The 25,769-nt window shown below is 64.6% G+C and carries 16 protein-coding genes; 6 read left to right on the forward strand and 10 right to left on the reverse strand.

What is annotated here, in order from left to right:
- Positions 1 to 26 precede the first annotated feature (26 nt).
- The 3 genes from AC4PRM_RS00755 to AC4PRM_RS00765 are packed head-to-tail and all read left to right on the forward strand — an operon-like array spanning position 27 to position 3,516.
- Positions 27 to 701, forward strand: coding sequence for a cytochrome c oxidase subunit II (locus tag AC4PRM_RS00755; RefSeq protein ID WP_492038432.1), 675 nt, complete (start codon positions 27 to 29; stop codon positions 699 to 701).
- Positions 698 to 3,190 carry a cytochrome c oxidase subunit I gene (gene ctaD / locus AC4PRM_RS00760; protein WP_492038433.1) on the forward strand — a complete coding sequence of 831 codons (2,493 nt, stop codon included), beginning with the start codon at positions 698 to 700 and terminating at the stop codon, positions 3,188 to 3,190. The genes AC4PRM_RS00755 and ctaD overlap by 4 nt, the downstream gene beginning before the upstream one ends.
- Positions 3,190 to 3,516, forward strand: a complete 327-nt coding sequence (locus AC4PRM_RS00765) for a hypothetical protein (protein WP_492038434.1) — start codon at positions 3,190 to 3,192, stop codon at positions 3,514 to 3,516. Before ctaD ends, AC4PRM_RS00765 begins: the two co-directional genes overlap by 1 nt.
- Positions 3,517 to 3,523: 7 nt before the next feature.
- On the opposite strand, the gene acs is transcribed toward AC4PRM_RS00765, so the two are convergent.
- The gene (gene acs / locus AC4PRM_RS00770; RefSeq protein WP_492038435.1) at positions 3,524 to 5,473 is read right to left on the reverse strand and encodes an acetate--CoA ligase; all 1,950 of its coding nucleotides are present in this window, start codon (positions 5,471 to 5,473) and stop codon (positions 3,524 to 3,526) included.
- 11 nt (positions 5,474 to 5,484) lie between these two features.
- Positions 5,485 to 6,837, reverse strand: a complete 1,353-nt coding sequence (locus AC4PRM_RS00775) for a DcaP family trimeric outer membrane transporter (protein ID WP_492038436.1) — start codon at positions 6,835 to 6,837, stop codon at positions 5,485 to 5,487.
- A gap of 167 nt (positions 6,838 to 7,004) precedes the next feature.
- Between AC4PRM_RS00775 and AC4PRM_RS00780 the strand changes: the two genes are divergently transcribed.
- A complete protein-coding gene (locus AC4PRM_RS00780; protein ID WP_492038437.1) occupies positions 7,005 to 7,628 on the forward strand; it encodes a response regulator in 624 nt (207 codons plus the stop codon).
- A 3-nt stretch (positions 7,629 to 7,631) separates the two neighbouring features.
- Here AC4PRM_RS00780 and AC4PRM_RS00785 read toward each other — a convergent pair whose 3' ends face one another.
- From AC4PRM_RS00785 to AC4PRM_RS00815, 7 genes are all read right to left on the reverse strand, one after another.
- A complete protein-coding gene (locus tag AC4PRM_RS00785; RefSeq protein WP_492038438.1) occupies positions 7,632 to 11,015 on the reverse strand; it encodes a hybrid sensor histidine kinase/response regulator in 3,384 nt (1,127 codons plus the stop codon).
- A gap of 91 nt (positions 11,016 to 11,106) precedes the next feature.
- A complete protein-coding gene (locus AC4PRM_RS00790; protein ID WP_492038439.1) occupies positions 11,107 to 12,780 on the reverse strand; it encodes an MFS transporter in 1,674 nt (557 codons plus the stop codon).
- Between the two features lie 127 nt (positions 12,781 to 12,907).
- Positions 12,908 to 13,099: a hypothetical protein gene (locus AC4PRM_RS00795; protein WP_492038440.1), complete on the reverse strand. Its 192-nt coding sequence runs from the start codon at positions 13,097 to 13,099 to the stop codon at positions 12,908 to 12,910.
- Complete coding sequence (locus AC4PRM_RS00800) at positions 13,099 to 14,283, reverse strand: PepSY-associated TM helix domain-containing protein (RefSeq protein WP_492038441.1); 1,185 nt, start codon at positions 14,281 to 14,283, stop codon at positions 13,099 to 13,101. The genes AC4PRM_RS00795 and AC4PRM_RS00800 overlap by 1 nt, the downstream gene beginning before the upstream one ends.
- On the reverse strand, positions 14,193 to 16,352 hold the full coding sequence (locus AC4PRM_RS00805; RefSeq protein WP_492038442.1) for a TonB-dependent receptor: 2,160 nt from the start codon (positions 16,350 to 16,352) through the stop codon (positions 14,193 to 14,195). The genes AC4PRM_RS00800 and AC4PRM_RS00805 overlap by 91 nt, the downstream gene beginning before the upstream one ends.
- Before the next feature lie 211 nt (positions 16,353 to 16,563).
- A complete protein-coding gene (locus AC4PRM_RS00810; RefSeq protein ID WP_487923043.1) occupies positions 16,564 to 17,853 on the reverse strand; it encodes a sugar MFS transporter in 1,290 nt (429 codons plus the stop codon).
- Between the two features lie 178 nt (positions 17,854 to 18,031).
- Positions 18,032 to 20,932, reverse strand: a complete 2,901-nt coding sequence (locus tag AC4PRM_RS00815; RefSeq protein ID WP_492038443.1) for a TonB-dependent receptor — start codon at positions 20,930 to 20,932, stop codon at positions 18,032 to 18,034.
- A 288-nt stretch (positions 20,933 to 21,220) separates the two neighbouring features.
- Between AC4PRM_RS00815 and AC4PRM_RS00820 the strand changes: the two genes are divergently transcribed.
- Both AC4PRM_RS00820 and AC4PRM_RS00825 read left to right on the forward strand, forming a co-directional pair.
- Positions 21,221 to 23,053: an alpha-amylase family glycosyl hydrolase gene (locus tag AC4PRM_RS00820; RefSeq protein WP_492038444.1), complete on the forward strand. Its 1,833-nt coding sequence runs from the start codon at positions 21,221 to 21,223 to the stop codon at positions 23,051 to 23,053.
- 11 nt (positions 23,054 to 23,064) lie between these two features.
- Positions 23,065 to 24,699 carry an alpha-amylase family glycosyl hydrolase gene (locus tag AC4PRM_RS00825; RefSeq protein WP_492038445.1) on the forward strand — a complete coding sequence of 545 codons (1,635 nt, stop codon included), beginning with the start codon at positions 23,065 to 23,067 and terminating at the stop codon, positions 24,697 to 24,699.
- 2 nt (positions 24,700 to 24,701) lie between these two features.
- Here the strand turns inward: AC4PRM_RS00825 and AC4PRM_RS00830 are convergent, their stop codons facing one another.
- Positions 24,702 to 25,748: a LacI family DNA-binding transcriptional regulator gene (locus AC4PRM_RS00830; RefSeq protein WP_492038446.1), complete on the reverse strand. Its 1,047-nt coding sequence runs from the start codon at positions 25,746 to 25,748 to the stop codon at positions 24,702 to 24,704.
- Between the last annotated feature and the right edge of the window lie 21 nt (positions 25,749 to 25,769).

A 25,769-nucleotide genomic window follows, 5' to 3' on the forward strand; every position in this document is an offset into this window, starting at 1 on the left:
CGGTTTTTGCCCGGATCGGCCGGTTGGTGCAACGCAGTCTGGTGCCGATCAGCATCCTGGGTCTGGCCGGATGCGCCGGAGATCTTTCGATTCTCGACCCCGCAGGCCCTGCCGCGGCATCGATCGCCCAACTCTGGTGGGTGATGCTGGCCGGGTCGGCCCTGCTCTGCGCTGTCGTCTTCATACCCCTCGTTCTGGCTTTCCGTAGACGCCCCAAGGCCCGTCCGCGCGGCACACGGTTCTGGATCATCGGCCTTGGGCTGGGCATGACCGGTGCAGTTCTGACGGCCCTCATGATCTATGCCTTCTTCGTGGGGCTGCGGACCATTCCGCTGCCAGCCCCTGATGTCGTCCGGATCTCGGCCGAGGCCGATCAGTACAACTGGACGTTCAGACATCCCGGGGCCGGTCCCGAGGACGTCATCGAGGTCGAGGGCATTCTGCACCTCCCGGCAGGCCGGCCAGTCGATCTGAGCGTCAGTGCGACGGATGTGATCCATGCCTTCTGGGCCCCGCGGCTGGCCGGAAAGATCGATGCCATTCCTGGCCATGACAACGTTCTGAGGCTCGTTGCCGATCAGCCCGGTATCTATCGCGGTCAGTGCGCCGAATACTGCGGCACCGGCCACTCCGCGCACGTCTTTTCCGTGGTGGTCCACAGTCCCGACAGTTGGGCCCGCTTCACGGGGCAGCAGCCATGACAGCACTTCAACTGCACAAGGATCTCAGCCGCATCTGGGGCAGCGACAAGGGGTGGCGCGGCATCTTCACCACGGTGAACCACACCACCATCGGCAAGCGGTTCATCGTGACGGCCCTTTTCTATTTCGCGGTCGCCGGCATCCTGTCGATGCTGATCAGGGCACAGCTGGCGACGCCCGCCAGCGCCTTCGTGGGCCCCGACGTCTACAATCAGCTGTTCACGATGCACGGCAGCATCATGATGTTCCTGTTCGCTATCCCGATGTTCGAGGGGTTGGCGATGTATCTTCTGCCCAAGATGCTGGGGGCACGCGACATGGCCTTCCCTCGCCTGTCGGCGCTGGGCTGGTGGTGTTACTTCTTCGGCGGGGCAATCCTGCTGGTCGCCCTGCTGGTTGGAGCAGCCCCGGACGGCGGCTGGTTCATGTACACGCCCCTGTCGGACAAGGTGCATACACCGGGCATCAATGCCGATGTCTGGCTGCTGGGTGTGACCTTCGTCGAAATATCGGCCATGTGCGCCGCAATCGAGATCATCACCTCGATCCTGATCCTGCGTGCGCCCGGCATGCGTCTGGATCGCATGCCCCTGTTCGCCTGGTATTTGCTGGTCACCGCCGGGATGATGCTGTTCGCGTTTCCGCCACTGATCCTGGGCTCGATCCTGCTGGAGATCGAACGGGCGTTCGGCTGGCCATTCTACTCGATCGACAAGGGTGGCGATCCCCTGCTGTGGCAGCACCTGTTCTGGCTGTTCGGGCACCCCGAGGTTTACATCATCTTTCTGCCGGCCGCCGGGGCGATTTCGACCATCCTGCCGGTCATGGCCCGCACCCCCATCATCGGTTACGGCTGGATCGTCGGCGCGATCCTGTCCCTGGCCTTCCTCAGCTTCGGGCTGTGGGTGCACCACATGTTCACCACCGGCATTCCCAGTATGGCGCTGGCCTTCTTCTCGGCCGCATCAGGCCTGGTCGCCATACCCACGGGAGTACAGATTTTTGCCTGGCTGGGCACGCTCTGGGAGGGCCGACCACAGCTCAAACTGCCGATGTTGTATCTGATCGGCTTCTTCGTCGTCTTCGTCATCGGCGGTCTGACGGGCGTCATGCTGGCCATGGTTCCGTTTGACGTCCAGGCGCACGACACGGCCTTCGTTACCGCGCACCTGCACTATGTGCTCGTCGGCGGCTTTGTTTTCCCGATGCTGGCAGCGGCCTACTACTGGCTGCCCCACATCATCGGTCGCCTGGGTATTTTCCGTCTGGGCGAAGCCGCATTCTGGATGATCTTCGTCGGGTTCAACCTAACCTTCTTCCTGATGCATCTGACCGGCCTTCTGGGCATGCCGCGCAGGGTCGAGACCTACAGCTGGGAAACGGGCTGGGCCTGGCTCAACCTGATTTCATCGATCGGAGGCTTCGTCATGGCCTTCGGCTTCGCCCTGTTCGTGATCGATGTCGGGCTTCAGATTTTCCTGGGCCGCCAGGCCTCGCGTAACCCGTGGGGAGCCGGCACCCTGGAGTGGTCGATGCCGCGCGGGTCTCCGGTTTATAATTTTGCCAGCCTGCCCGACGTCCGATCCCGCGAGCCGCTGCATGACGAGCCCGATCTTGCCCTGTCTCTCGCGCGCGGCGAGGGCTGGCTGGGCATGGCCCGTGCCGATCGCCGCGAGACACTTGCGGTCGATCCTGTTTCTGGCGAGGCCCGGTCCATCGTCATACTGCCAGGCAACAGTGCGCTTCCATTTGTTATGGCCTGCTGTCTGGCCGGGTTCTTTCTGTCCATGCTTTTCAGCCTCTATCCACTGGCTCCGGTCTTTCTCGTCGGCGTCACCGTGATTGGCTGGATGTGGCTGTGGAAGGGTGGCCGAACGCGCGACCTGGGTGTGATCGAGGCTGCTGACGGCAAGACGCTCCCCGTTCACGACGAAGCTCCCCAGCCCCCGGCATGGTGGGCCACCACCCTTGCCCTAGCCGCCAGCGGCACCCTGCTGGTTTCGCTTCTTTTCGGCTTCTCCTTTCTCTGGACCGTGGCCCCGGCCTGGCCACCTCAGATCTGTATGGAGGCCGCACTGGGCGAGCTCATCGTCGCCGCCGCGGGTCTGGTTCTGGCTGGTCTCGGCGTGCGCATGGCCACGACCGCCGTCCGCCAGGGGGCGGGACCGCGTGCCCGGGGGCTGCCGCTGCTCATGGCGATGGCAGGCCAGGCTCTTGGCGTCACGGCCCTGATCTCGACGCTGATCTTGCGGGCACCGCCGCCATCCGGACATGCCTACGCGGCCATCCTGTGGATCCTGTTCTGCTACGCGATTTTCCATGGTGCCCTGGCGCTTCTGGGCCTGGCGTTCGTGTTCCTGCGCGGGCGGCGCGGCTACATATCGGCCCGGCGCAGCGCCGCGATACAGAGCATCCGACTTTGGAGCGACTATGGTTCGGTCGTAACCCTGATTGCCCTTGGTGTGGGCATGATATCGGCGGTCGTCTGATGGCGGCACTGACACGCGCCTGCGGGGGGCTGCTGATCTGGGCTGTAGTCTTCAGCCTGATGTACGGTGCCCATGGCCTGGGCTGCGAGCGCGGATGGGTCGGAGTTCCTGTGGCGGGAACATCCCTGCACCTGATCGTCCTTGGCGCATTATGGATTGCCGGTCTTGTAGTCTTGGCCGGCTATGGGGTCGTGCCGCGTCTGACCCGAAGCCCAGAAGAAAAGCCGACGCTGATCGACCGCCTGACGACTGGCCTGGCCGCTGTGGGATTTATCTCGCTGATCTTCACAGGCGGCCCGATCCTGCTCTACCCCGCCTGTGTGTAATGGGCCTCTATGCCAACCGCCCCTTAACCAGATCGTCCACCACCGAAGGATCTGCCAGCGTGGATGTGTCGCCTAGGGCATCGGTCTCGTTGGCGGCGATCTTGCGCAGGATGCGCCGCATGATCTTGCCAGAGCGCGTCTTGGGCAGGCCTGGGGCCCAGTGAATGGCATCAGGCGCGGCTATCGGCCCGATCTCCTTGCGAACATGGGCGATCAGGGCTGACTTCAGATCATCGTGGGGATCGACGCCCGCCTTCAGTGTCACATAGGCGTAGATCCCTTGGCCTTTGATATCGTGGGGGAAACCCACGACGGCGGCTTCGGCCACATGGTCATGCAGGACCAGGGCGCTCTCGACCTCGGCGGTGCCCATGCGGTGGCCCGAGACGTTGATGACGTCGTCGACCCGGCCTGTGATCCAATAGTAGCCGTCCTCGTCACGGCGGCAGCCGTCGCCGGTGAAATACTTGCCAGGATAGGTGCTGAAATAGGTCTCGAAGAACCGCTGGTGATCGCCCCAGACCGTGCGCATCTGCCCCGGCCAGCTGTCGGTGATGACCAGATTGCCCTCGGTCGCGCCGTCCAGCACGACACCTTCCGCATCGACCAGTTGCAGCTCGACACCGGGCAGCGGCTTGGTCGCTGATCCAGGCTTCAGCGCCGTGGCACCGGGCAGTGGCGACACAAGAATGCCACCCGTCTCGGTCTGCCACCAGGTATCGACGATGGGACAGCGTCCCTCCCCCACCACCTCGTGATACCAGCGCCAGGCCTCGGGATTGATGGGCTCGCCCACGCTGCCCAGCAGACGCAGGGACTTGCGGCTGGTCCCCTTCACCGGCCCGTCGCCTTCGCGCATGAGGGCCCGCAGCGCGGTCGGGGCGGTATAGAAGATCTCGACCTTGTGGCGATCCACCACCTGCCAAAAGCGGCTGGCGTCAGGCCAGGACGGGATACCCTCGAACATCAGGGTCGTCGCGCCATTGGCCAGCGGGCCATAGACACAGTAGCTGTGGCCCGTGACCCAGCCGACGTCGGCCGTGCACCAGAAGACCTCGCCGGGCCGATAATCAAAGACCAGTTCATGGGTCCAGCTGGCCCAGAACAGATATCCGCCGGTCGTGTGCAAAACCCCCTTCGGCTTGCCCGTCGAGCCCGAGGTATAGAGGATGAACAGCGGATCCTCGGCATTCATCGGCTCGCAGGGGCAGTCGTCGGGCACGCCCTCGCGCGCCGTCTCGTAGCGCACGTCGCGACCCTCGATGATCGGCACATCTGTGCCTGTGTGCGAGACCACCAGAACCTTTTCGACCAGACCCTGAACGCCGGCCCGTTCAAGGGCAGCATCGACATTGGCCTTCAGAGGCACAGACTTGCCACCTCTACGGCCCTCGTCGGCGGTGATGACGAAGCGCGAGCCGCAGTCCTCAATCCGCCCCGCGATACTGTCGGGCGAGAAGCCGCCGAAAACGACCGAATGCACAGCCCCAATACGGGCACAGGCCAGCATGGCCATGGCCGCCGTCGGCACCATCGGCATGTAGATGGTGACGCGGTCGCCCTTCTGGACGCCTATGCCTTTCAGCACATTGGCCATGCGGCACACCTCGGCGTGCAGCTCGCGGTAGGTCAGACCGCCATGGCGGTTGGGGTCGTCGCCCTCCCACAGGATCGCCGTCTGATCGCCGCGCGTCTCCAGGTGCCGGTCCAGGCAGTTCCAGGCGACGTTCAGCACACCGTCGGCGAACCAACGGATGCGGAAATCAGCCTTGTCGAACGACACGTCCTTGATGACCGTCGGGGCCGTCATCCAGTCCAGACGCTGCGCCGCCTCTGACCAGAAGACGTCCGGATCTTGGCTCGCCGCCAGACGTGCAGCCTCATAGGCCTCGGCATCCATGTGGCTGCGGGCGGCCCAGTCGGACGCGACGGGATAGACTTCAGGATCAGTCGACATTCACGCTCACTTCAGAACCCATATTTGGCGAACATCGCCAGGCGGCTCATGTCACCGCTGGCACCGGACTCCAGCTCGCGCTCACCGAACATCAGCTCGCCGCCCACGTCCAGCCCGGGCAGAGGGGTCCAGATCAGATTGACCCGCGAGCTCTGCGCCGAGCGGTTCACGGCCAGACCCGTCAGGCTGGCGTCATTGTCCACGTCCTGCATCGACAAGATCAGGTTGGAGCGCCAGCCGGGTGCCCAGACGTGGCGATAGGCCATGAAGCCCGCGACCACCGGAATGGCCTCCAGCTCTCCACTGGCATCCAGCACCGCATCATTGGCGAAGTTCAGCCCGACATAGCGGCCGATCCCCTCCCCGCCCGTGACCATGAAGCGGAAATCGTCCTGGGTCCCGACCTTGATCTTGCCGGACAGGGACAGACCCCAGCCCAGGGCGTCGGTGTCGATCCCCGCCGTCGGCACTTCGTATCGCAGCTGGCGCACAAGACCCGCCAGCACCACGTCGCCCCAAGGCCGCGCATGGACATAGCGCGCCGTGAAGTCGGGGGACGAATTGTCGTCGGCCACGATGCGCGCACCGCCGGAGAAGGGACTGACGGTGGTTTCGGGGTTCTCGATCGAGACCGAGAAGGGGCCGCGCGTGTAGCGGACCTGGGCCTGGCGGTTGAAGACGGTGCCTTCGGACGGACCCACATAATCGGCGGTCTCGGGCAGGGCCGAGACGTTCTGGAAATTGGTCCATTCCTGACCGAACAGCCAGTTGTCGATGGTGACATAGGCCCGTCGCAGGGCGGGCGTCGCGGGGCTGGTAGTGCGCTGGTCGCCGGTGCCGGGCAGGACCTGGAAGTCCATCTCCACACGCGAACCGACGCGGTGGCCACCTATGAGACCCTCGGTCGTGAACCAGAAGCGTGACTGCCGTGCGTTGAAGTCGGTCGCCGTCCCCTCGCTGGCACCGCCAATCGGGATCGAGCTTGGCAGATAGAACTCCCTCAGGGCATCGCCATTGGCCGGATCGCCGTCGCTGTACCGGCTGGCCATGGCGTCGAACTTCACATAGCCGCCCAGCTTGACCGTATGCGCCCCGATGCGAAACCCGTCAGCGGGAGCGGCGGGAGCCGGAGCGGCCGGCGCGGGGGGCGCGGCGGCGACCTGGCGGTCCAGCCGGATAATATCGTCCGTCTGGGCTGCCTGGGCGGCACGGGCTGCGGCGATGTCGCTGCGCAGGGCGTTCAACTCTGATTCCAGCAGGGCGATTCGGGCTTCCAGAGCCGCCGGATCGTATTGGGCGATGCTGACACCGGGCACGGCCAGCAGGGCAACGGCAGCGGTGCCGGCCAACAGATGAAGCTTCATGCGACGTCCTCCCGGGTTCGTCTGATGCGAACCTCCCTGAGGACAGCTTCCGGGATAGGGGGCGGTCGGGGCCATTAGCCATTGGTCTAGTTTCGACCAAGGTCTAGGGGTGTCACAATGCCGCTGTGAGCCGTCGCAAGAACCCGGTCACGCCAGGAAGGATGCCCATGGATCGTGTCGTCGTCGCCGACGATCATCCCCTGTTCCGCGCCGCCGTCGCCTCTGCGGTGGCTCGCGCTCTGCCGGGCGCACAGATCGACGAGTGCGACAGCCTGGCCGGTGCGCGTGAAGCCCTGAAGATGCCGGCCGACCTGGTGCTGCTGGACCTCAAGCTGTCGGACTGCGACGGGTTTTCCGGGCTGGTCGCCCTGCGCAGCGAGTTCCCCGCCACACCTGTCGTCGTGGTTTCGGCCAGCGAAGATGTCCCGACCATACAGCGAGCGCTGGCCTTTGGGGCGTCGGGCTTCATTCCCAAGTCCGCCTCGCTGAACGAGATGGTGGACGCATTGACCCGCGTGCTCGCCGGCGATGTTGCGGCCCCGGTCCTGTTCGACGATGTCCCGATCGGCGATCTGGAAAAGCGGATCGCCACCCTGACGCCCTCCCAGCTCAAGATCCTGACCGGGCTTCAGCGCGGGCGCCTGAACAAGCAGATCGCCTTCGACCTCGGCGTGACCGAGGCAACGATCAAGGCGCATCTGACGGGCGTATTCCGCAAGCTGGGCGTCCAGAACCGGACCCAGGCCGTCATCGCCGCGCGAACACTGGACCTCGACCCCAACGTCGCGTGAGACTTAAACGGCCAACCGACTGAGGAAGGCTTTCAAGGCGGCGGGCTTGACCGGCTTGGCTAGCAGCGTGGCCCCGGCATCGGCAGCCCGTGCGGTCAGGGTTTCATCCGCATCAGCGGTGATCAGGGCAATGTGTTCCAGCCCTCTGCGCCGCAGGGTGTCAGCGACGACCAGACCATCAGGTCCGTCGCCGAGGTGCAGATCAACCAGAGCCACGTCGAAGATGCTGTCCAGAGCCAGGGCCGCATCGGCATCCGCAGCTGTGGTCATCTCGACGCCCCACCGGGCCAGAAGCGCCGTCAGGCCCGCCAGGATCGCTGGGTCGTTGTCGACGCACAGCACACGCAGACCCGATAGCCCGACGGATGTCGCCCCATGAACCACGGCTTGGGCTATAATGGGCTCGGCACGCGGGGCCGTGACCGCAAAGCTCGAGCCCTGCCCTTCCCGCGACGCCACGGTCACCGTCTGTCCGAGCAACTCAGCCACCTTGCGCACGATGGCCAGCCCCAGACCGGCCCCCGGTTCCTCGCCCGAGGCAGACGGCAGCCGTACGAACTCGCCGAAGATACTCTGCTGCTGACCCGTCGGAATCCCACGCCCCGTGTCGTGAACCTCGAAACGGACGTGATCGCCTTGCCGCCGCACACCCAGCAGCACGACTCCGCGATCCGTGTAGCGGATGGCATTGCCGACAAGGTTCTGGAGCATGGACCGCAGCAAATCCCGGTCCGACGCCACCCACAGGCTGGACGGCAGGACCTTCAGCCGCAGCCCTCTCGCCGTGGCCAAGGGCTCGAACTCCCGCAGCAGGTCATCGAACAGGCTCTGGATCGACAGGGGCTGCACCGTCGGCTTCACGCCCCCGGCTTCCAGACGGGAGAGGTTGAGCAGGGCCTTCAGCAGCCGATGGGCGCTTTCGATCGATCGGTCGGCGTTGTCGGCCAGGGCGTGCGGCCCGGCATCGGTCAGGCCAGGCTCTTCCTTCAATGCTGCGATGAACAGCCGGGCGGCATGAAGCGGTTGCAGCAGGTCATGGCTGGCCGCGGCCAGGAACCGGGTCTTGGAGGCTGTGGCCTCCTCGGCCATCCGCTTGGCTTCGGCCAGGCGTTCGGTGCGGTCCGCGACCCGAGCCTCCAGCCTCTCATTCGCCTCTTCCAGCGCCTCGGCCGCACGGCGCAACTCGGTGATGTCGGTATAGCTGGTGACATAGCCGCCGCCCGCCATCGGCGTGCCGGTCGAGCGCAGAACGCTACCATTGGGCTGGATGCGCTCATAGACATGCGGCTCGCGCCGACGCAGGGCCTCCAGCCGCCGCTCGACCCAGGCCTCGATGTCCCCCGCGACCTCGCCCCTCTCGGCATTCAGGCGATAGATGGAGGCGACGGGCTGGCCCACGTGGACGAAGCCGGACGGCAGGTCGAACAAGGCCACATAGCGCGCGTTCCAGGCGATCAGCCGCAGGTCCGCGTCAACGACGCTGACTCCCTGATCGATATTGTCCAGGGTCGCTTGCAGAAGCTCGCGATTGAACTGAACGGCCTGCGAGGCCTCATCCAGCATCCGCACAACGTCCTCGGGTGCCCGCCCCCCACCGGCCAGAGCCGCCGAGATGACGCGGCGGGCCGATGACGCGCCGACCGCCCCGGCCAGCATGCGTTCGGCCGCTCGGGCAAGGCCGGCATCGGCGGGATCCTTGTCTCTGAGAACCTGCCCCGTTTCGCGCTCGAGAGCCTGAAAGGCGCGCATGGCCCCCGCCTCGCCGACGAATCGGGCGACCAGCGTCTTCAGATCGCCGATCAGGGCACCCGCCGGAGCGGGATTGGGCTCACGCCAATCCGGGCTCAGCCTGTCGACGAAGGCGCGAGCCTGAACCCGGTCGATCAGGCGAGGCTGTACGAGTCGCGAGACACCGACATAGATCGCCGTATTGACCAGAAGGCTCAGGAACACCCCCAGCGGCAGGGTGTCGGCGATCCCGAATGGAGTCGCATCCGCCAGCCCCATCGACGATCCGACCTGAGGCCAGGCCAGCAGCACGAACCAGATGACGGTGCCCGCCACGATCCCGGCGAAGGCCCCGCGCGCATGACCATCCCGCCACAAGACAGCACCGAACAGGGCCGGGGCCAGCTGGGCCAGGGCAGCGAACGACGTGAGGCCGATGGAGGCCAGTCCGCTGGACCGGTCCATGGCCTGAAAATACAGCCAGGCCAGAAACAGCACCGCACAGATCACGACGCGCCGGACCTGAAGGATGGCCCCGGCCATGTCCGAGCCGTCCTCCCGCGCCCGCCAGCGATCGCGCGCAACCAGCGGCAGGATCAAGCTGTTGGACGCCATGGCGGACAGGGCCACGGTCTCCACGATGACCATGGCCGTCGCCGCCGAAAATCCGCCGACAAAAACAACGGCGGTGAGCAGCCCATTGCCCTGGCTGAACGGCAGGTCCAGCACGAACAGGTCCGGATTGGCGATGGCCGAGAACAGTCCGCCTGCCGCCAGCAGCGGGATGACCGCCAGGCTGGTGATCAGCAGATAGAGCGGAAAGACCCATCGCGCCCGCCGGATGTCTGCCGGAGCCGCCGCCTCCACGAAGGCGACGTGGAACTGTCTGGGCAGGCAGAAGATGGCCAGGGTCGCCAGTAGGGTGATGGCGATGAAGCGCCCGTCCAGGTCCGGCATAGAGGCCAGACGACCCAGGCTGGCGGTTATCTCCGCGCTATCCGGCGCCCCCAGGATCAGCAGGGCGGCAAAGACGGCGACCGCGACCAACGCCGCCAGCTTGACGACCGATTCCAGCGCAATGGCCTGGATCAGACCGCGATTGTGCTCCGTCAGGTCCGGACGCCGGGCCCCAAACAGGATGGTGAACCCCGCGAGCACAATGGCCACCCCGGTCACCGTCAGCCCCTCCGACCCCGCCACCGGTGTATCGGCCATGACCAGGGTCCAGGCCATGGCCAGCGACTTCAACTGTAGTGCGATGTAGGGCAGCGACCCCACGATGGCGACGCAGGCGACGAGAGCTCCCAGCCCCTGGCTCTTGCCATAACGGGAGGAGATGAAATCGGCGATGGAGCCGACGTTTTCGCGCCGGGCGGTTGCCGCAATCCTGCGCCAGATCGGGAACAGTAGCACGATCCCCAGCGCTGGACCGATGTAGATGGGCAGATACTCCCATCCGTCCCTCGACGCCGTACCCACCGCGCCATAATAGGTCCAGGAGGTGCAGTAGATGGCCAGTGACAGGGCATAGGCCCACGGTCCCATGCGGCCCGGCTTGCCCCGCGCCGCGCGCCGCTCACTACGCCAGGCGACGAGGAACAGCATCGCCATATAGGCGGCCACCATCGACAGGATCACCAGGCTGAGCATCGCACTCATCTAGAGAGGCTCCCGGGCTGTGTCGCAAGGCCAAGGGGCGGGCCGACCGTTTCCGGTCGACCCGCCCCCTGTTGTCTGCACGTCATCGATATCAGGCGTTGAGATCGACGTCCTTGCCTTCCTTGACCAGCAAGAAGCCCAGCACGACCGTCGCGAGCGCGACGATGATCGGGTACCAGAGGCCGTAGAAGATGTTGCCTGTCGCCGCGACCAGCGCGAAGGCCGTGGTCGGCAGGAAGCCACCGAACCAGCCGTTGCCGATGTGATAGGGCAGCGACATCGAGGTGTAGCGGATGTTGGTCGGGAACATCTCGACCAGGGCAGCGGCGATCGGGCCGTAAACCATGGTCACATAGAAGCCGAGGATGAACAGGATCAGCACCACCATCGGCTTGTTGACCTGCGCACTGTCGGCCTTGGCCGGATAGCCTGCGGTCGTCAGCGCCTCGCCCAGACCGGCCTCCCAGGTCTTCTTCTGCGCTGCGAAGTCGGCCGTGCTCAGGGCCTCGCCGCGGAAGGCCGGATAGACCAAGTCGTTGCCGATGCGGACCTCTGCCACCGTCCCGGCCGGAGCCGCGACATTGGTGTAGTTCACGCCCGCCTTGGCGATGTAGGACTTGGCCAGGTCGCAGGACTGGTTGAACACCGTCTTGCCCACGGGATCGAACTGCAGATTACAGTCCGCCGGGTCCGCATAGATGGTCACCGGTGCCGATTCCGTTGCCGCGGCCAGCGCCGGGTTGGCGGCATGCGTCAGGGCCTGGAACAGCGGGAAGTAGGTAATCGCCGCGATCAGGCAGCCCGCCAGGATGATCGGCTTGCGCCCCACCTTGTCCGAAAGCCAGCCCCAGAAGATGAAGAAGGGCGAGGCGGCCAGAAGCGCGATGGCCAGCAGGATGTACACCAGGGTGGCGTCCATCTTCATGACCCGCTCCAGGAAGAACAGGGCGTAGAACTGACCGGTGTACCAGATGACCGCCTGACCCGCCGTCAGACCGACCAAAGCGATGATCACCAGTTTCAGGTTCGGCCATTTGCCGAAGGAGTCCTTGAGCGGGGTCTTGGAGCCCTTGCCCTCGGCCTTCATCCGCTTGAACGACGGGCTTTCAGCCAGCTTCAGGCGGATCCACAGCGACACGCCCAGCAGCAGGATCGAGACCAGGAATGGAATTCTCCAGCCCCATTCCGCAAAGGCTTCCTCACCGACCGCCAGGCGCACGCCCAGAATGACCAGCAGGCTGAGCACCAGACCGGCAGTGGCCGTGATCTGGATGAACGAGGTGTAGAAACCGCGTTTGCCCTTGGGCGCATGCTCAGCGACATAAGTCGCGGCCCCGCCATACTCGCCGCCCAGGGCCAGACCCTGAATAAGACGCATGGCGACCAGGATGATCGGCGCGGCGATGCCGATGGCCGCATAGGACGGCAACAGACCCACCACAAAGGTCGACAGCCCCATCAGCAGCATGGTGACCAGAAAGGTATTCTTGCGCCCCCACAGATCGCCCAGCCGCCCGAAGAACACCGCTCCGAACGGACGCACGGCGAACCCGGCGGCAAAGGCCATAAGCGCGAAGATATAGCCTGTGGTCTCGTTCACGCCCGAGAAGAACTGGGCCGTGATGATCGCGGCCAGCGATCCGTAGAGATAGAAGTCGTACCATTCGATCACGGTGCCGACGGACGACGCCAGAATCACCAGGCGGTCGTTCTTGTCCACCACATGTTCCGGTTCGGCCGGTGCGCCTATCGCGCTATCGGTCATAGTCTAGCCTCCCAAAGCTCGCCGTTATCGGCTGTTCTCACGCATCGCCCGAAGCGATCGTCACCGTGACAGTGACAGCCGCATTCATGAGTGCAGAGAGAGACTTTGGTCGAAGGCCAGACTGACCTTAGCGACGATGAGTGATCCTGGCCCGGACCCAGGCCCAGAGGGCTACACCGATGGTGACTCCCAGCAGGGCCGAGCCAATGACATCCCAGGCTCCATCATAGATCAACGCACCGACAAGGCCGGTCAGGCTGAGGATCATAAGCAGCAGGGGCACACACAGTATAGCGACGAGCGGAAACGACCGACGCATCAGATCGCCTTCCGTCGCTTGCCAAGCCACAGGTACAGACCCGAGCCTAGGATGATGATTGTCACCAGGTCCAGGATGCCCCAGACGATCTTCAGCGCCAGCCCGCCATAGTCGCCGAAATGCAGCGGCTGCGACAGAGCCAGGGTCTTCACATACCAGGGCGTCGGCGCAATGGCGGCCAGTTCGCCGGTCCGTGCATCGATCAGGGCTGGCGTCGTCAGATGCGTCGTCAACGGCGTGTCGCCATGGAAGAACACGGCGTAGTGGTGGTCCGTCGAATAGGCGGTGCCGGGAAAAGCCACAAATTGCAGTGTCTTGCCCGGCAGGGCCGCTCTCGCCCGCTCTACGGCCACATCCAGGGAGGCCCGCTCGCCGACCGGGGCCGGATCGGCATAGGCCACCGTCAGTTCCTTCAGCGCCGTATCCTTCCAGTAGGCCAGGATGGGCGTCGCCAGGGTGTTGACGATGCCGGTCACCCCGACCACCAGGACCCAGCCCACCGTCACGATGCCCAGCAGGTTGTGATAGTCCAGCCACCGGGTCCGCGCGGCCTTGTCGATCCGGATCGTCCCGAACACCAGCCGCCGCATGAACGGCACATAGAGCACCACGCCCGACACCACGGCGACCACCAGCAGCAGCCCCATCGCCCCCAGAAACAGCATGCCCGGCAGACCCAGGAACATGTCGGTGTGAAGCTGCAGCAAGAACTCCATCACCGGATGACCGGCCACCAGCGGAGCCGCCTCGCCGCTGGTCTGGTCGATGGGCTGGAATGAGTACTGCCCCTCGGGCGCATCGGGCCTCCGGCTGGTGACGTTCACCACCGGCCGGTCCTCGTCGAAGCTCATGAAGGCCGGCACCTCACCGGGCTGACGCGCCAGTGCGGTCTCCAGCACCTGATCCAGCGACAGACGACGCCCGTCCGCATGGGCGGGCGCCCACGGCTCGTCCAGCAGCAGGTGATCAAGCTCATGGCTGAACACCAGCGGCAGGCCCGTGATGCACAGCATCAGCAGGAAGGCGGTCGAGACCAGGCTCGACCACTTGTGGACCCACGACCAGCCCTTGAGGGTGCGTGTCTGCATCCGCCTCAGAAGTCCGTCGACAGTGACAGCCGCAAGGTGCGCGGCGCGCCCAGCGTCAGATAGTTGGCCCCCGGAAAGCCACCGACGGCGACCCATTGATCCTCATCTGCCAGGTTCTCGACCCGGGCTCGCAGGGTGACCGGGCGATCCGCGACTTGGGTCACATAGCGCAAACCGGCGTCGAAACGGGTCCAGCTGTCGAGTTGCACAGTGTTCGCTTCATTGACCTGCTGCTCACCCGTGAAGACGGCGCGGCCTTCGAGGGTCAGACCAGCGAACTGAGGAACATCCCATTCGACATTGGCGTTGGCCTGGAAGTCAGGGACGCCGATGGCTTCGGTTGAGACGATCTCGGTATCCAACCAGCTTGCTCCGCCGATCAGACGCAGGCCGGGAACCGGCTCGCCGAATACGCTGACCTCGACACCCCGGTTTTGCTGCTCATCACCGTCGCCGTAGATGCCAAACTGATCAGCAGGCGGGGCGTCCGGATTGACGATGTAGAACGACTCCGTGGCCTGGGTTGTCTGGAAGAGGCTCAGCGTGCCGCCGAAGGTCCCTCCATCATATTTCACCCCGACTTCGCTCTGTTTCGAGCGGAACGGCGACAGCACCTCCTGCACGTTCTGGACGCGCACACCGTTGACGACCGACGGCGCGATCTTGCCGGGCTGCAGGGCCTCGGCGTAGTTCGCGTAGACGGCCACAGCGTCGCTCAGCTTGTAGACCAGAGCGAACACCGGCGTGATCGCGTCGCCTTCGACCGCCGGAGAAGGCGCGCCGGTGTTGTAGTCGTAGGTCCGCGTCTCGATCTGCTGATACCGGGCACCGACCGTGGCCAGCAGCCTGCCGTCCATGAAGGACATCATGTCGGCAACGGCGACGCTGCTGTTGTTGACGCGCTCGGTCACCAGAGGATTGTCGAGGTCGCCGCCGACCAGGGCGTCCGTTACAGGCGGACTAGCGACAACTGGCGCGTAAAGATCGCTGGCGAAACCCGCGAAGTCGGAGAAGGCATAGGCGTTGCGCGACCTGGACTGAACCTGCGACGCCGAGGCCACCAACGTATGCCCGACCGGACCGGTGGTCAGCTCGGCACGCACGCCGATATCACCGGACCAGACCGTGTCCTCGCGCGTATTGTCGAAGCGATAGGCGCTCAGCGTGCCGTCGGGCTGGGCCGCCGGGTTGGCCAGGATATTCGCCTCCTCGCCCTGACGACCACCGAAGGCGGCCCAGGCGGTGACGGTGTCGCTGAGATCGAACTCGCCGCGCACGACACCAAACAGCTGACGCTCGTCTGTATAGGTCCAGGGCTGGGCGAAGTTGCTGTCGGCGGACGGCGGCGCGGGCACGGCCCCGGCTGGCGTCACGGTCGGGCGCGGCGTGTCGATGCGGTGGTCCTGATAGCCGATGTCGGCCGAGAACCGTGCGCGCTCGCCGCGGCGGTCCAGACCCAGTCCGACGGCGGTCAGCTCGCGGCTTTCGCCCTCAATCCCCGCCTCCCCGTCCCGGCGGGCCACATTCAGCCTCAAGCCATAGTCGTCGGCGGCACCGAAACGCCGGGCGACATCGGCGGCCAGATACAGCTCGCTCTCGCCGTCGATCCCGGCGGTCAGGCGTGTCAGCGCTTCGTTCGGGGCCCGCTTGGGTGTCAGGTTGAAGGCCCCGCCGACGCCGCTGCCGCCCGGCGCGGCGCCATTCAGGAACGCCGTCGCCCCGTGGAAGACCTCGACCCGCTCCAGGAACTCTGCCGCCACGAACTGACGCGGCAGGATGCCGTACAGGCCGTTGTAGGTCATGTCGTCCGAATAGACGGGGAAGCCGCGGATGACATACAGCTCCTGGAAATTGCCAAAGCCCTTGGACACGCGCACCGCCGGATCGTTTTGCAGCACATCGCCAACGCTGCGGGCCTGCTGATTGCGGGCCAGTTCCTCGGTGTAGCTGGTCGTCGCGAAGGGCGTGTCCATGACGCCCAGATTGCCGAACAGCCCGACCCGTCCGCCGCGCGCGACTTGGCCACCGGCATAGGGCGACGTCAGGGTCACCTGCGAGCCCGTGACGATGACGTCGTCGATCTGTGTGACCTCGGTATCCTGAGCCTGTGCCTGAGAACCCAGGATCAGGGCTGCAGTCGAGGCCAGAAGCAGGGTACGGAGCATGGGACGACGCCTTCACGATAATGAGAACGCGTCGCAGTATAGGATGAAGCCAGCTCATTCAACGTTGATCTAGCGGTCCGGGTAAAATGCGGCGATTTGCTGCGCTGATGATGCGCAAGCACGCATCAACCGCTCGTGCTGCCTGAGGCAAAGCGAAACAGCTGACCCCGGTCAGAAAAAGGCCGCCGATGATATCGGCGGCCTTAAGCAACTAGTGGAATGTCGTGGCGACTTCCGCCTCACGGCTTTCCGGCTTCTTACGCGCCGCAGCCACCGCGAAGACCGCCAGTAGGGCGTAGCCGACCAGAGGCACGAAGAAAGCCGGGTTGAAGATCTCGGCCGCGTCGTCAACCAACATCCCGCCGATCAGGGGCAGGACGGCCCCACCGACGATGGCCGTGCACAGCAGGCCCGAGGTTGCCGACACCGGCGCGCTGGAACGCTCCAGCGTCAAGGTAAAGATGGTCGGGAACATGATCGAGTTGAAGAAACCCACGCCGATCGCGGCATAGGCGGCGGTCGTGCCCGAGGACTGCGTCACCACCAAGCAGAGGATCGCGGCGATCACCGTATTAACCGTCAGCAAGACGCCGGCAGGCACGCGTGTCAGCAGGATCGCGCCGATCAGACGGCCCACCATCGCGCCGCCCCAGTAGAAGCTGACCAGACGGCCCGCATCGACCTCGGCCAGGTTCAGGATCGAGGGGCTGGCCAGGAAGTTGGTCAGCAAGCCGCCTATGGTCACCTCGGAGCCGACGTAGACGAAGATCGCCAAGGCCCCGAACACGGCCCAGCGCGAGCTGAAGGCCTTTAGCGGTGAGGAGACGGCGTCGCCCTGAGCCCCCTCGGCGGCGGCATTGATCTTCTTGCGAGCGGTGAAGATGAAAAACGCGACTACGGCGAAGACGGAGGCCAGCCCCAGGAAGGCGAAGTCGATGCTGCGCAGCGACTCGTCGCGCGTCGCCGCCGTGACTACGGCGCCGGTTGCGAACACGCCGCCCGTCAGCAGAACGCTGGAGCCCAGCAGCGGCCCCAAGGTGGTTCCCAGCGAGTTGAAGAACTGCGAGAAGTTCAGGCGCGCATGGGACCCCTTCGGCGAGCCGAGCACGGCGACCAGAGGATTGGCCGCGACCTGCAGCAGGGTTACGCCCGATGCTATGACAAACAGACCAAGCAGCACGATCTCATAGACGTCGACCAGGGTGGCCAGCGGGATGATCAAACACCCAACGACCATCACGCCGAGGGCGGAAATGATCGAGCGGCTGTACCCCAGCCGACCCAGAATCCCTGCAGCGGGGATAGACACCACAGCATAGGCGATAAACCAGGCCGAGGCGGTCAGCAGCGCCTCGGTCGTCGTCAGGTCGAATACCTTGCGCACCGCCGCGATCAGTGGGTCGATCAACGAGGTCGCAAACCCCCAGGCAAAAAACAGCGTAGTCACATAAGCGAAGGCCAGGCCTGTGCCCTTGCGTGGTGCGGTCGAAGTGTCGGTCATGTCTCTCCCCGGGGTCGTCGGCGGCATCCGCGCGACGATCATGCGCTCTAGGTTTCATCCGTGCGCGGTTGCGTCCAGCGCATTTTCGCGGGCCGTAACCAAAAGTGCCCTGCGCTGACAGCAAAAAGAAAGGCCGCCCCGGTCTCCCGCGGCGGCCCAGTTCGACCGTTCAGGGCGGTCAGTAGCGGTAGCTCAATCCCACTAGGAACGACCGGCCATAGGTCTGATGGTCGATGACCTGGCGCTCGTCCCCATTCTGGAACGTGTAGAACGGCTCGTCGGTCAGGTTGTTGACCTGAGCGAGGAAAGATAGGCCCTCCAGGGCACCGGATTCGAACTGGTAACCGATCTGGGCGTCCACCACGCTTTCCTCGCCGACACTGCGCAAGGTTCGGCCATTGCCGAAACCGGCGACCTCACCCAAGAAATCCGAGCGGTAACGGTTCGATGCCCGGACCTGAAAGCCTCTGTTTTCGTAGTAGATGGTCGTATTGACCACCGTTTCCGACAGCCCAGGCAGGGCCGTTGCGTTCACGCCGTCCGGCTTTATCTCGCTGGACGTTTGCGAGGCGCTGAACTGAAGGCCGAAGCCTTCCAGTGCCGGATGGAAGACCTCGAACGGCACGGAGGCGGCAAACTCAATACCGCTGATGTAGCCACCATCGCCGTTGGCCGGGGTTGAAACGATGCCTTCATTGATGACCGGCGTAACGCCCGGTGCGTTGGTCGGGTATCCGGTGAAATCGAAGATCTGATTGCGCGTGTAAACGTAGGTTTCCAGATCCTTGTAGAAAGCTGCAACCGAAACATAACCCCGCCGGTTCGCGAAATACTGTTCGAACGACAGGTCAACGACATTGGCGATCGTTGGCCGCAGTGCCGGATTGCCGCCACCACCGCTCCAGGGCGAGTTCAGCTCTGGCGTGGCCGTGTCATTGTTGTTGCCGACATTGAAGTTGTAGTTTTGCGACGCTCGCATGTCGTCCATACGGGGACGAGCAAGAACTCGTGACGCGGCAAACCGCAGGAACCGGTCCTCGCCAATCTCCAAGATCAGGTTCGCGCTAGGCAGGACCTCGACGTAGTCGTCGCCACCATTGACCGCGATGGACACGGTGCTGCTGCCCGTGCCACTGGCCGAGAAGCCGCTCGATTCCTGAGATGTGTCGACGATCTGCAGACCGAGGTTGCCGGTCAGGGCGCGTCCGAACAGTTCGTGGTCAATGTTGGCCTTGACGTAGTAGGTATTGACCGTCTCGCCGACGACCCAGTTGCCACTCAGGACGTCCGCGTTCGGGTTGCGAGCCTGCGTGTAGAAGCCGGAGTTTACCAGGCCCAGTGCGTCATAGCTGATGACCGCCGGAATACCGAGATAGTCCAACCGGGTCGGTGCCAGCAGGAACTGGGTCGGGATCGGCGTCGTGTCACCCGCAGCCCCCAGGAAGAACTGGTCGTTGGCAAAGGACTTCTCGCGGTCCGACAGATTGATGCCAAAATCGATCGAGCTGAACAGACCACCATTGAAGTCACGACGCGCCGTCAGACGCACAGCCTTGATCTCATCGTCAATCGACGGCGTGTTCAGATAGCCGACCTGTCCGCCGGGAACGATATCCCCACCCCACCCCTGAGGGCTGGTCAGGAAGATGGTGTTCGGGTCGGCATAGTTCAGTGTCGTGGTCAGCACAGGCACGCCGTCGCTGCCGGTGACAAAGCTGACACTGTCAGTCGCTCCGCCGATATTGCGACCTGTACCCGAGTAAGTCTCCAGAACCACGTCCTGCCGCTCGACCTTGGAGTAGTTCAGGTCCAGCCCCAGTCTCCAGTTGTCGCTGGCCTGGAACTGCGTATTCCAGCCCAGAGACGTGATCGTGCTGTCGCGGGTGTTGACGTCGTTCCGGATCACGCCCTTGACGTTATCGAAGGTACCGGCTGTGATCAGGCCGTTTTCGACTGTTGCGCCAGGCCGCAGAACGGGTGCGGGGCGACAGCCCGCTGTTTGAGTATTGTTGCTGATCTGACAACCGCCCAGAACGGTTGAACTCCGCTCGGGATTTTCCGCCAATCCGCCCCAGTACAACGGAAACTCGATGCCGCGCAGAATCTGGGTGTTGGTGAACTCGGAATAAAAAGCGTCGATAGTCGAGGTGAACCGGTCGTTCGGCCGGAACTCCAGCACGCCCATGAAGCCGTCACGCTCCAGTTCGCTGGACATGACGTAGGGCTTCATTCCGCCGATGACCAGCTGCCCGACTTCCTCCTCATAACCGGGCCGCACTGTACGTGGGCCATCTGGAATCAGCGTCTCTCCGTAGAGATCGTTGCCAATATCCACCGTCGGATAACCCCAGGCATTGAACCGCTCGGACTGGTAGGGACTCTCGATGTGGGCATAGCCGAGGGCCAGGCCGATTGTGTCGTCCGCAAACTGGTCGATGTAAGAGATAGAGTAGCGACTGCCATGATCGGTCGTGCCGGAGTTCAGCGCCCCGATGTCGTTCCACTCATAGCGCGCGTTCACGGCGATGGCCTGGCGACCATAGGCCAGGGGCCGGATCGTCTGAAGGTCAACAGTGCCACCCAGACCCTGACCGATCAGAGCCGAGTCCGGGGTCTTGTAGACCGTTACGCCACTGAGCAATTCCGAAGGATACTGATCGAACTCCACGCCCCGGTTGTCGCCAGTCGTGACCTGTTCACGCCCGTTCAGCAGAGCCGTCGTAAAGTCGGGACCGAGCCCTCGGATGGAGATGGCCTGGCTGCGCCCGTCCAGGCGCTGCGCCGTCAGGCCGGGCAGACGAGCAAGAGATTCGGCGATGGACACATCCGGCAACTTGCCGATGTCCTCGGCGGAAATGACCTCGACGATGGAGGTGTTGCGGGCCTTGGCCGCGATCGAGTTCTGGATGGACGCGCGAATGCCGGTGACAACGATCTCATCAATCTCGGTCGCTTCATCGGGATCGGGCTGTGCTGGGACGTCTTGAGCAGCAGCGGTTCCGACGACAGCCAGCAATCCGGCAGCACCGATTGCGGCACTGGCGAGCAGACGGGCACGACGCGTGGCGTGGGTTCTCATAACTCTCTCTCCCTCAGGCCGTCGCATTTCTGATGAAGCGTCCGGGCTCTGATCGCAAAGTTATGCAAACTTGTGGGAACGTTGCAAGCCTGTAATCGTCCAGCCCCCACTAATCGTGACTGAAATACGACAGGTCAGGCGCGATTATTGCAGCGCAACAGGGATAAACTCATCCGTCGTCGCAATCTCGCCCTGCAGCCTCAATGGATTGACAGGCGTCAAATCCACTGCAAAATATTGCAAAATGATCCGCTGGACCACGTCGTTCACGGACAGTGAGGGAACGACATGGCCAGACGGGCGCGACACCGCTGCAACAATCGATTCGGCGTCAGCACCGCATTGGCAGCCGCTCTTGCGTGTGTGGCGGCACCTGCCTGGACGCAGAGCCCGGCGCTCGAAGCGCTACGCCAACGCCCCGCCCAGGATGAGATCATCTATTTCATGCTGCCGGACCGGTTCGCGAACGGCGACCCGTCCAATGACACCGGCGGCATCGCCGGCGGGCGGCTGGACCACGGGTTCGATCCGACGCACGAGGGCTTCTACCACGGCGGCGATCTGGCCGGGGTGATGCAGCGGCTCGACTACATTCAGGGCCTGGGCGCGACGGCGATCTGGTTCGCCCCCATCTTCAAGAACAAGCCGGTTCAGGGGGAGCCGGGCCGCGAGTACGCCGGCAATCACGGCTACTGGATCACCGACTTCACCGCCGTGGACCCGCATTTCGGCGATGAGGCGACGATGAAGGCTCTTGTCGAGGCCGCTCACGCGCGCGGTATGAAGGTCTATCTGGACATCGTCACCAACCACACCGCCGATGTGATCCGGTACCGGGAATGCCCGGCGAACGATTGCGCCTATCGCAGCCGTGCCGACTATCCGTTCACCCGTCGCGGGGGCATCGAAGGCGAACCGATCAACGACGGTTTCCTGAACGACGGGATCGCCGAGGATTTCGCGCGGCTGACCCGCCCGGACTATGCCTATACGCCCTACGTCCCGGCCGGTGAGGAGACGGTCAAGGTTCCGGCCTGGCTGAACGACCCGATCTACTATCACAACCGCGGCGACTCGACCTTCCGGGGCGAGAGTTCACTGGACGGGGATTTCGCCGGGCTCGACGGACTGATGACCGAACATCCTCGGGTCGTGGCCGGCATGATCGAAATCTTCGGCGGCTGGATCGACAAATACGGCATCGACGGCTTCCGGATCGACACGGCACGCCACGTGAATCCCGAGTTCTGGCAGGCGTTTGTTCCCGCCATGCTGGAGCGGGCCGAGGCGCGGGGCATCCCGAACTTCCACATCTTCGGCGAGGTCTATGACCACGATCCCGCCGTGCTGTCGCGCTTCACCCGCGTCGACGGCTTCCCGGCCGTGCTGGATTTCGCCTTCCAGAGCGTCGTCACGGACGTGGTAGGGCGCGGCAAGCCGACCGAAATGTTGGCCAAGCTGTACGACGCCGACGTCAACTATGAGGGCGGGACTGAGACGGCGATGCAATTGCCGACCTTCCTAGGCAACCATGACATGGGCCGGATCGGCAACTTCATCCAGGTCGCCAACCCCGACATTTCGGATCAGGAACTTCTAGCCCGCTCGAGTTTGGCCCATGCCGTGATGATGTTCACGCGTGGTGTGCCCACCCTCTATTACGGCGACGAACAGGGTTTCGCCGGCGACGGCGGCTATGGCGGCGCGCGCCAGGACATGTTCGCCACCCAGGTCGCCGACTACGCCGACGACCGGATCATCGGCGGTCGCAGCGACCCGTTCGACACCGAGGCACCGCTGTACAAGGCCATTTCGGAGATGGCTGCTCTGCGGGCCCAGCACCCAACCCTGCGGCGCGGCCGTCAGCTGGTCCGGTTCGCAGGCGACGGCCCCGGCCTGTTCGCCGTGTCGCGCTTCGACGAACAGGGTGACGGCGAGACCCTGATCGTGTTCAACACCAGTACCACGCCGGTCACCGCCCAGGTCGAGGTCGAGCCGAGCTCGGCCGCCTGGAGCGCCGTGCGCGGGGCCTGCGCATCCGCCGCTTCGGCGCCCGCCAGTCTGGGCGTGATCGTGCCGGCCCTGGACTACATGATCTGCCGTTCGGAAGGTGCGCGTTGAATATCCAGGTCATGACATCCCCCGTCGTCGACGCCGCCGGTCAGACCGAATGGTGGCGCGGCGCGGTGCTGTATCAGGTCTATCCGCGCAGCTTCGCCGACTCGAACGACGACGGTATCGGCGACCTGCCGGGCATCACGGCGCATCTGGAGCATATCGCGTCCCTGGGTGTGGACGGGATCTGGCTCTCGCCTTTCTTCAAGTCGCCGATGAAGGACTTCGGCTATGACGTCTCGGACTATCTGGACGTCGATCCGATCTTCGGCTCCCTCGCCGACTTCGACGCCCTGATCGCGCGGGCGCATGCCCTGGACCTGAAGGTCATCATCGACCAGGTCTATTCCCACACGTCGGACGAACACGACTGGTTCGTCGAGAGCCGGTCCAGCCGGACCAACGCCAAGGCCGACTGGTACGTCTGGGCCGACGCCAAGGCCGACGGCTCGCCCCCGTCCAACTGGCAGTCGGTGTTCGGCGGTCCGGCCTGGACCTGGGATGCGCGCCGCCGCCAGTACTACATGCATAATTTCCTTAAGGAGCAGCCGCAGCTGAACGTCAGGAACCCGGAGGTCCAGGCCGCGCTGATGGACGCGATGCGGTTCTGGCTGGACCGGGGCGTGGACGGGTTCCGGCTGGATGCGCTGAATTTCGCCATGCACGACCCCCGGCTGACGGACAATCCGCCGCTCAGCGACAACGGCAAACGCACCCGGCCCTTCGACTTCCAGGACAAGGTCAACAACCAGTCCCAGCCGGAGATCCCCGCCTTCCTGACCCGCCTGCGCAAGCTTGCCGACGCTTACGGTGCACGTACGGGCCGCGACCGCTTCCTGGTGGCCGAGGTCGGCGGCGATCGCGCCAATGAAGAGATGAAGCAGTATACCGAAGGCGGCGACCGGCTGCATTCGGCCTATGGCTTTCTGTACCTGTATGCCGACCAGTTGACGTCGGAACTGGTCGATCGCGGCCCGGCCATGTGGCCCGGCACCGAGGGCGAGGGCTGGCCCAGCTGGACCTTTTCCAACCACGATGCCCCACGCGCCATCAGCCGCTGGGCCCAGGGCCGTGACGAAAAGGCCTTCGCCGAGATGGCCATGCTGCTGCTGGTCTGTCTGCGCGGCAACGTCTTCGTCTATCAGGGCGAGGAGTTGGGCCTGCCCCAGGCTCATGTCCCCTTCGACCGGCTGGTCGATCCCGAGGCCATCGCCAACTGGCCCGAGACCCTGGGCCGCGACGGGGCCCGAACCCCGATCCCGTGGCGGCACGACGCGCCCCAGGCCGGGTTCTCGAGCGTCGAGCCCTGGCTACCCGTCGATCCGCGCCACACAGACCTGTCGGTTGATGTTCAGGAGGCTGACGCCGGATCGACCCTGCACCACAGCCGCCGCCTGATCGGGCTGCGCAGACGCTTCCTGGTTCTGCGCACCGGATCGATGTCGATGGTCACGGCCAAGGACGGCCTGCTGGTCTTCTGGCGCGGCGAGGGCTCCGAGGGTCTGCTCTGCGTCTTCAACCTCGGCCACGATCCGATCGAATGGTCGCCGCCGATGGGCTGGCAGGTCGTCGAAGCGGTCAATGCGCCCGATCCCGCCGCCGGCACCCTGCCCCCACTGGCCGGCCTGCTGCTGGCCCAGGTGGCCGGATGACCTCAGCCGCCGCAGGTCTCGCGAACGATAAGGTCCGTCGGAATCCGTTCCGACCGGCCCGCGCGATCTCCGGTGCCGTCCAGCAGTTTGGACACCATCAGACGCCCCGCCTTGGCGGTGTCCTGGGCGATGGTCGACAGCGCCGGGCGGCTGTAGCGACTGAAGGGCACATTATCGAAGCCGATAACGCTGACGTCGCCGGGCACCGACTTGCCGGCGTGCAACAGCGCCCGCACGGCTCCCAGCGCGATCAGGTCCGAGGCGCAGACGATGCCGTCGAAGGCCACGCCGCGCCGGATGAGGCTGTCGACCGAGGCCTCGGCCGATTCGACCTCGAAATGGGCATCCACGATCAGGTCCGGGTCGACGCCCAGTCCCGCGCTGGTCAGAGCCTCCACATACCCACGCTGGCGCTGCATGGCCTCGGGCGGGTCCAGATCGCCCAGGAACACGATCCGCTCGCGCCCCAACCGCGCCAGATGCAGGGTCGCCCGCCGTCCGCCCGCGATATTGTCCGACCCTACCGAGCAATAGGTCTGGTCCGGCAACTCCGCACCCCACACCACGAATCGACCGTCCGTCTCCGCCATCCGGTTGAAGGCGGAATGCAAGGTGCTCTGACCCAGGAAGATCACCCCATCTGCCCGGCTGGTGGTCATGGCCGCCGACAGGTCCTCGAACGACTGTGGCGCGACATGGCTCATGACCAGGTCGCAGTCTCGCTCCCGTGCCGCCTCGCCGACCCCGGCCAGCAGTTCGAGGAAGAAGGGATCGCTCAACCGCCCTTCCCGCCCCTGGGGTCGCGGGGTCACGATAGCGATCGTGCCAGACGCCCCGATCGGACCGGCGGGCATGTAGCGGCGGAACGGATAGTCGTGCTCGCGCGCCAGTTTCCAGATCAGCTGTTTGGTGCGGTCATTGACCGCCGGGCTATCATTCAGCGCCCGCGACGCCGTCGAGATCGAGACCCCGGCCAGGCGCGCCAGGTCTTCCAGGCGGGTCGATCGCTTGGTCACCGGACAACCCCTGCAAATTTTGCTGCAAACCACGTCATTTCGCCATCTGCGCTA

The organism is Brevundimonas sp. DW-iso22, from assembly GCF_058725425.1.

Coding starts and splice junctions, on each gene's coding strand:
- AC4PRM_RS00805 (WP_492038442.1), bottom strand. CDS start 16,352: ATGCTCCGTACCCTGCTTCTGGCCTCGACTGCAGCCCTGATCCTGGGT.
- AC4PRM_RS00800 (WP_492038441.1), bottom strand. CDS start 14,283: ATGGGTCGCCGTCGGTGGCTTTCCGGGGGCCAACTATCTGACGCTGGG.
- AC4PRM_RS00775 (WP_492038436.1), bottom strand. CDS start 6,837: ATGAAGCTTCATCTGTTGGCCGGCACCGCTGCCGTTGCCCTGCTGGCC.
- AC4PRM_RS00780 (WP_492038437.1), top strand. CDS start 7,005: ATGGATCGTGTCGTCGTCGCCGACGATCATCCCCTGTTCCGCGCCGCC.
- ctaD (WP_492038433.1), top strand. CDS start 698: ATGACAGCACTTCAACTGCACAAGGATCTCAGCCGCATCTGGGGCAGC.
- AC4PRM_RS00825 (WP_492038445.1), top strand. CDS start 23,065: ATGACATCCCCCGTCGTCGACGCCGCCGGTCAGACCGAATGGTGGCGC.
- AC4PRM_RS00785 (WP_492038438.1), bottom strand. CDS start 11,015: ATGAGTGCGATGCTCAGCCTGGTGATCCTGTCGATGGTGGCCGCCTAT.
- AC4PRM_RS00765 (WP_492038434.1), top strand. CDS start 3,190: ATGGCGGCACTGACACGCGCCTGCGGGGGGCTGCTGATCTGGGCTGTA.
- AC4PRM_RS00795 (WP_492038440.1), bottom strand. CDS start 13,099: ATGCGTCGGTCGTTTCCGCTCGTCGCTATACTGTGTGTGCCCCTGCTG.
- AC4PRM_RS00815 (WP_492038443.1), bottom strand. CDS start 20,932: ATGAGAACCCACGCCACGCGTCGTGCCCGTCTGCTCGCCAGTGCCGCA.
- AC4PRM_RS00820 (WP_492038444.1), top strand. CDS start 21,221: ATGGCCAGACGGGCGCGACACCGCTGCAACAATCGATTCGGCGTCAGC.
- AC4PRM_RS00790 (WP_492038439.1), bottom strand. CDS start 12,780: ATGACCGATAGCGCGATAGGCGCACCGGCCGAACCGGAACATGTGGTG.
- AC4PRM_RS00810 (WP_487923043.1), bottom strand. CDS start 17,853: ATGACCGACACTTCGACCGCACCACGCAAGGGCACAGGCCTGGCCTTC.
- acs (WP_492038435.1), bottom strand. CDS start 5,473: ATGTCGACTGATCCTGAAGTCTATCCCGTCGCGTCCGACTGGGCCGCC.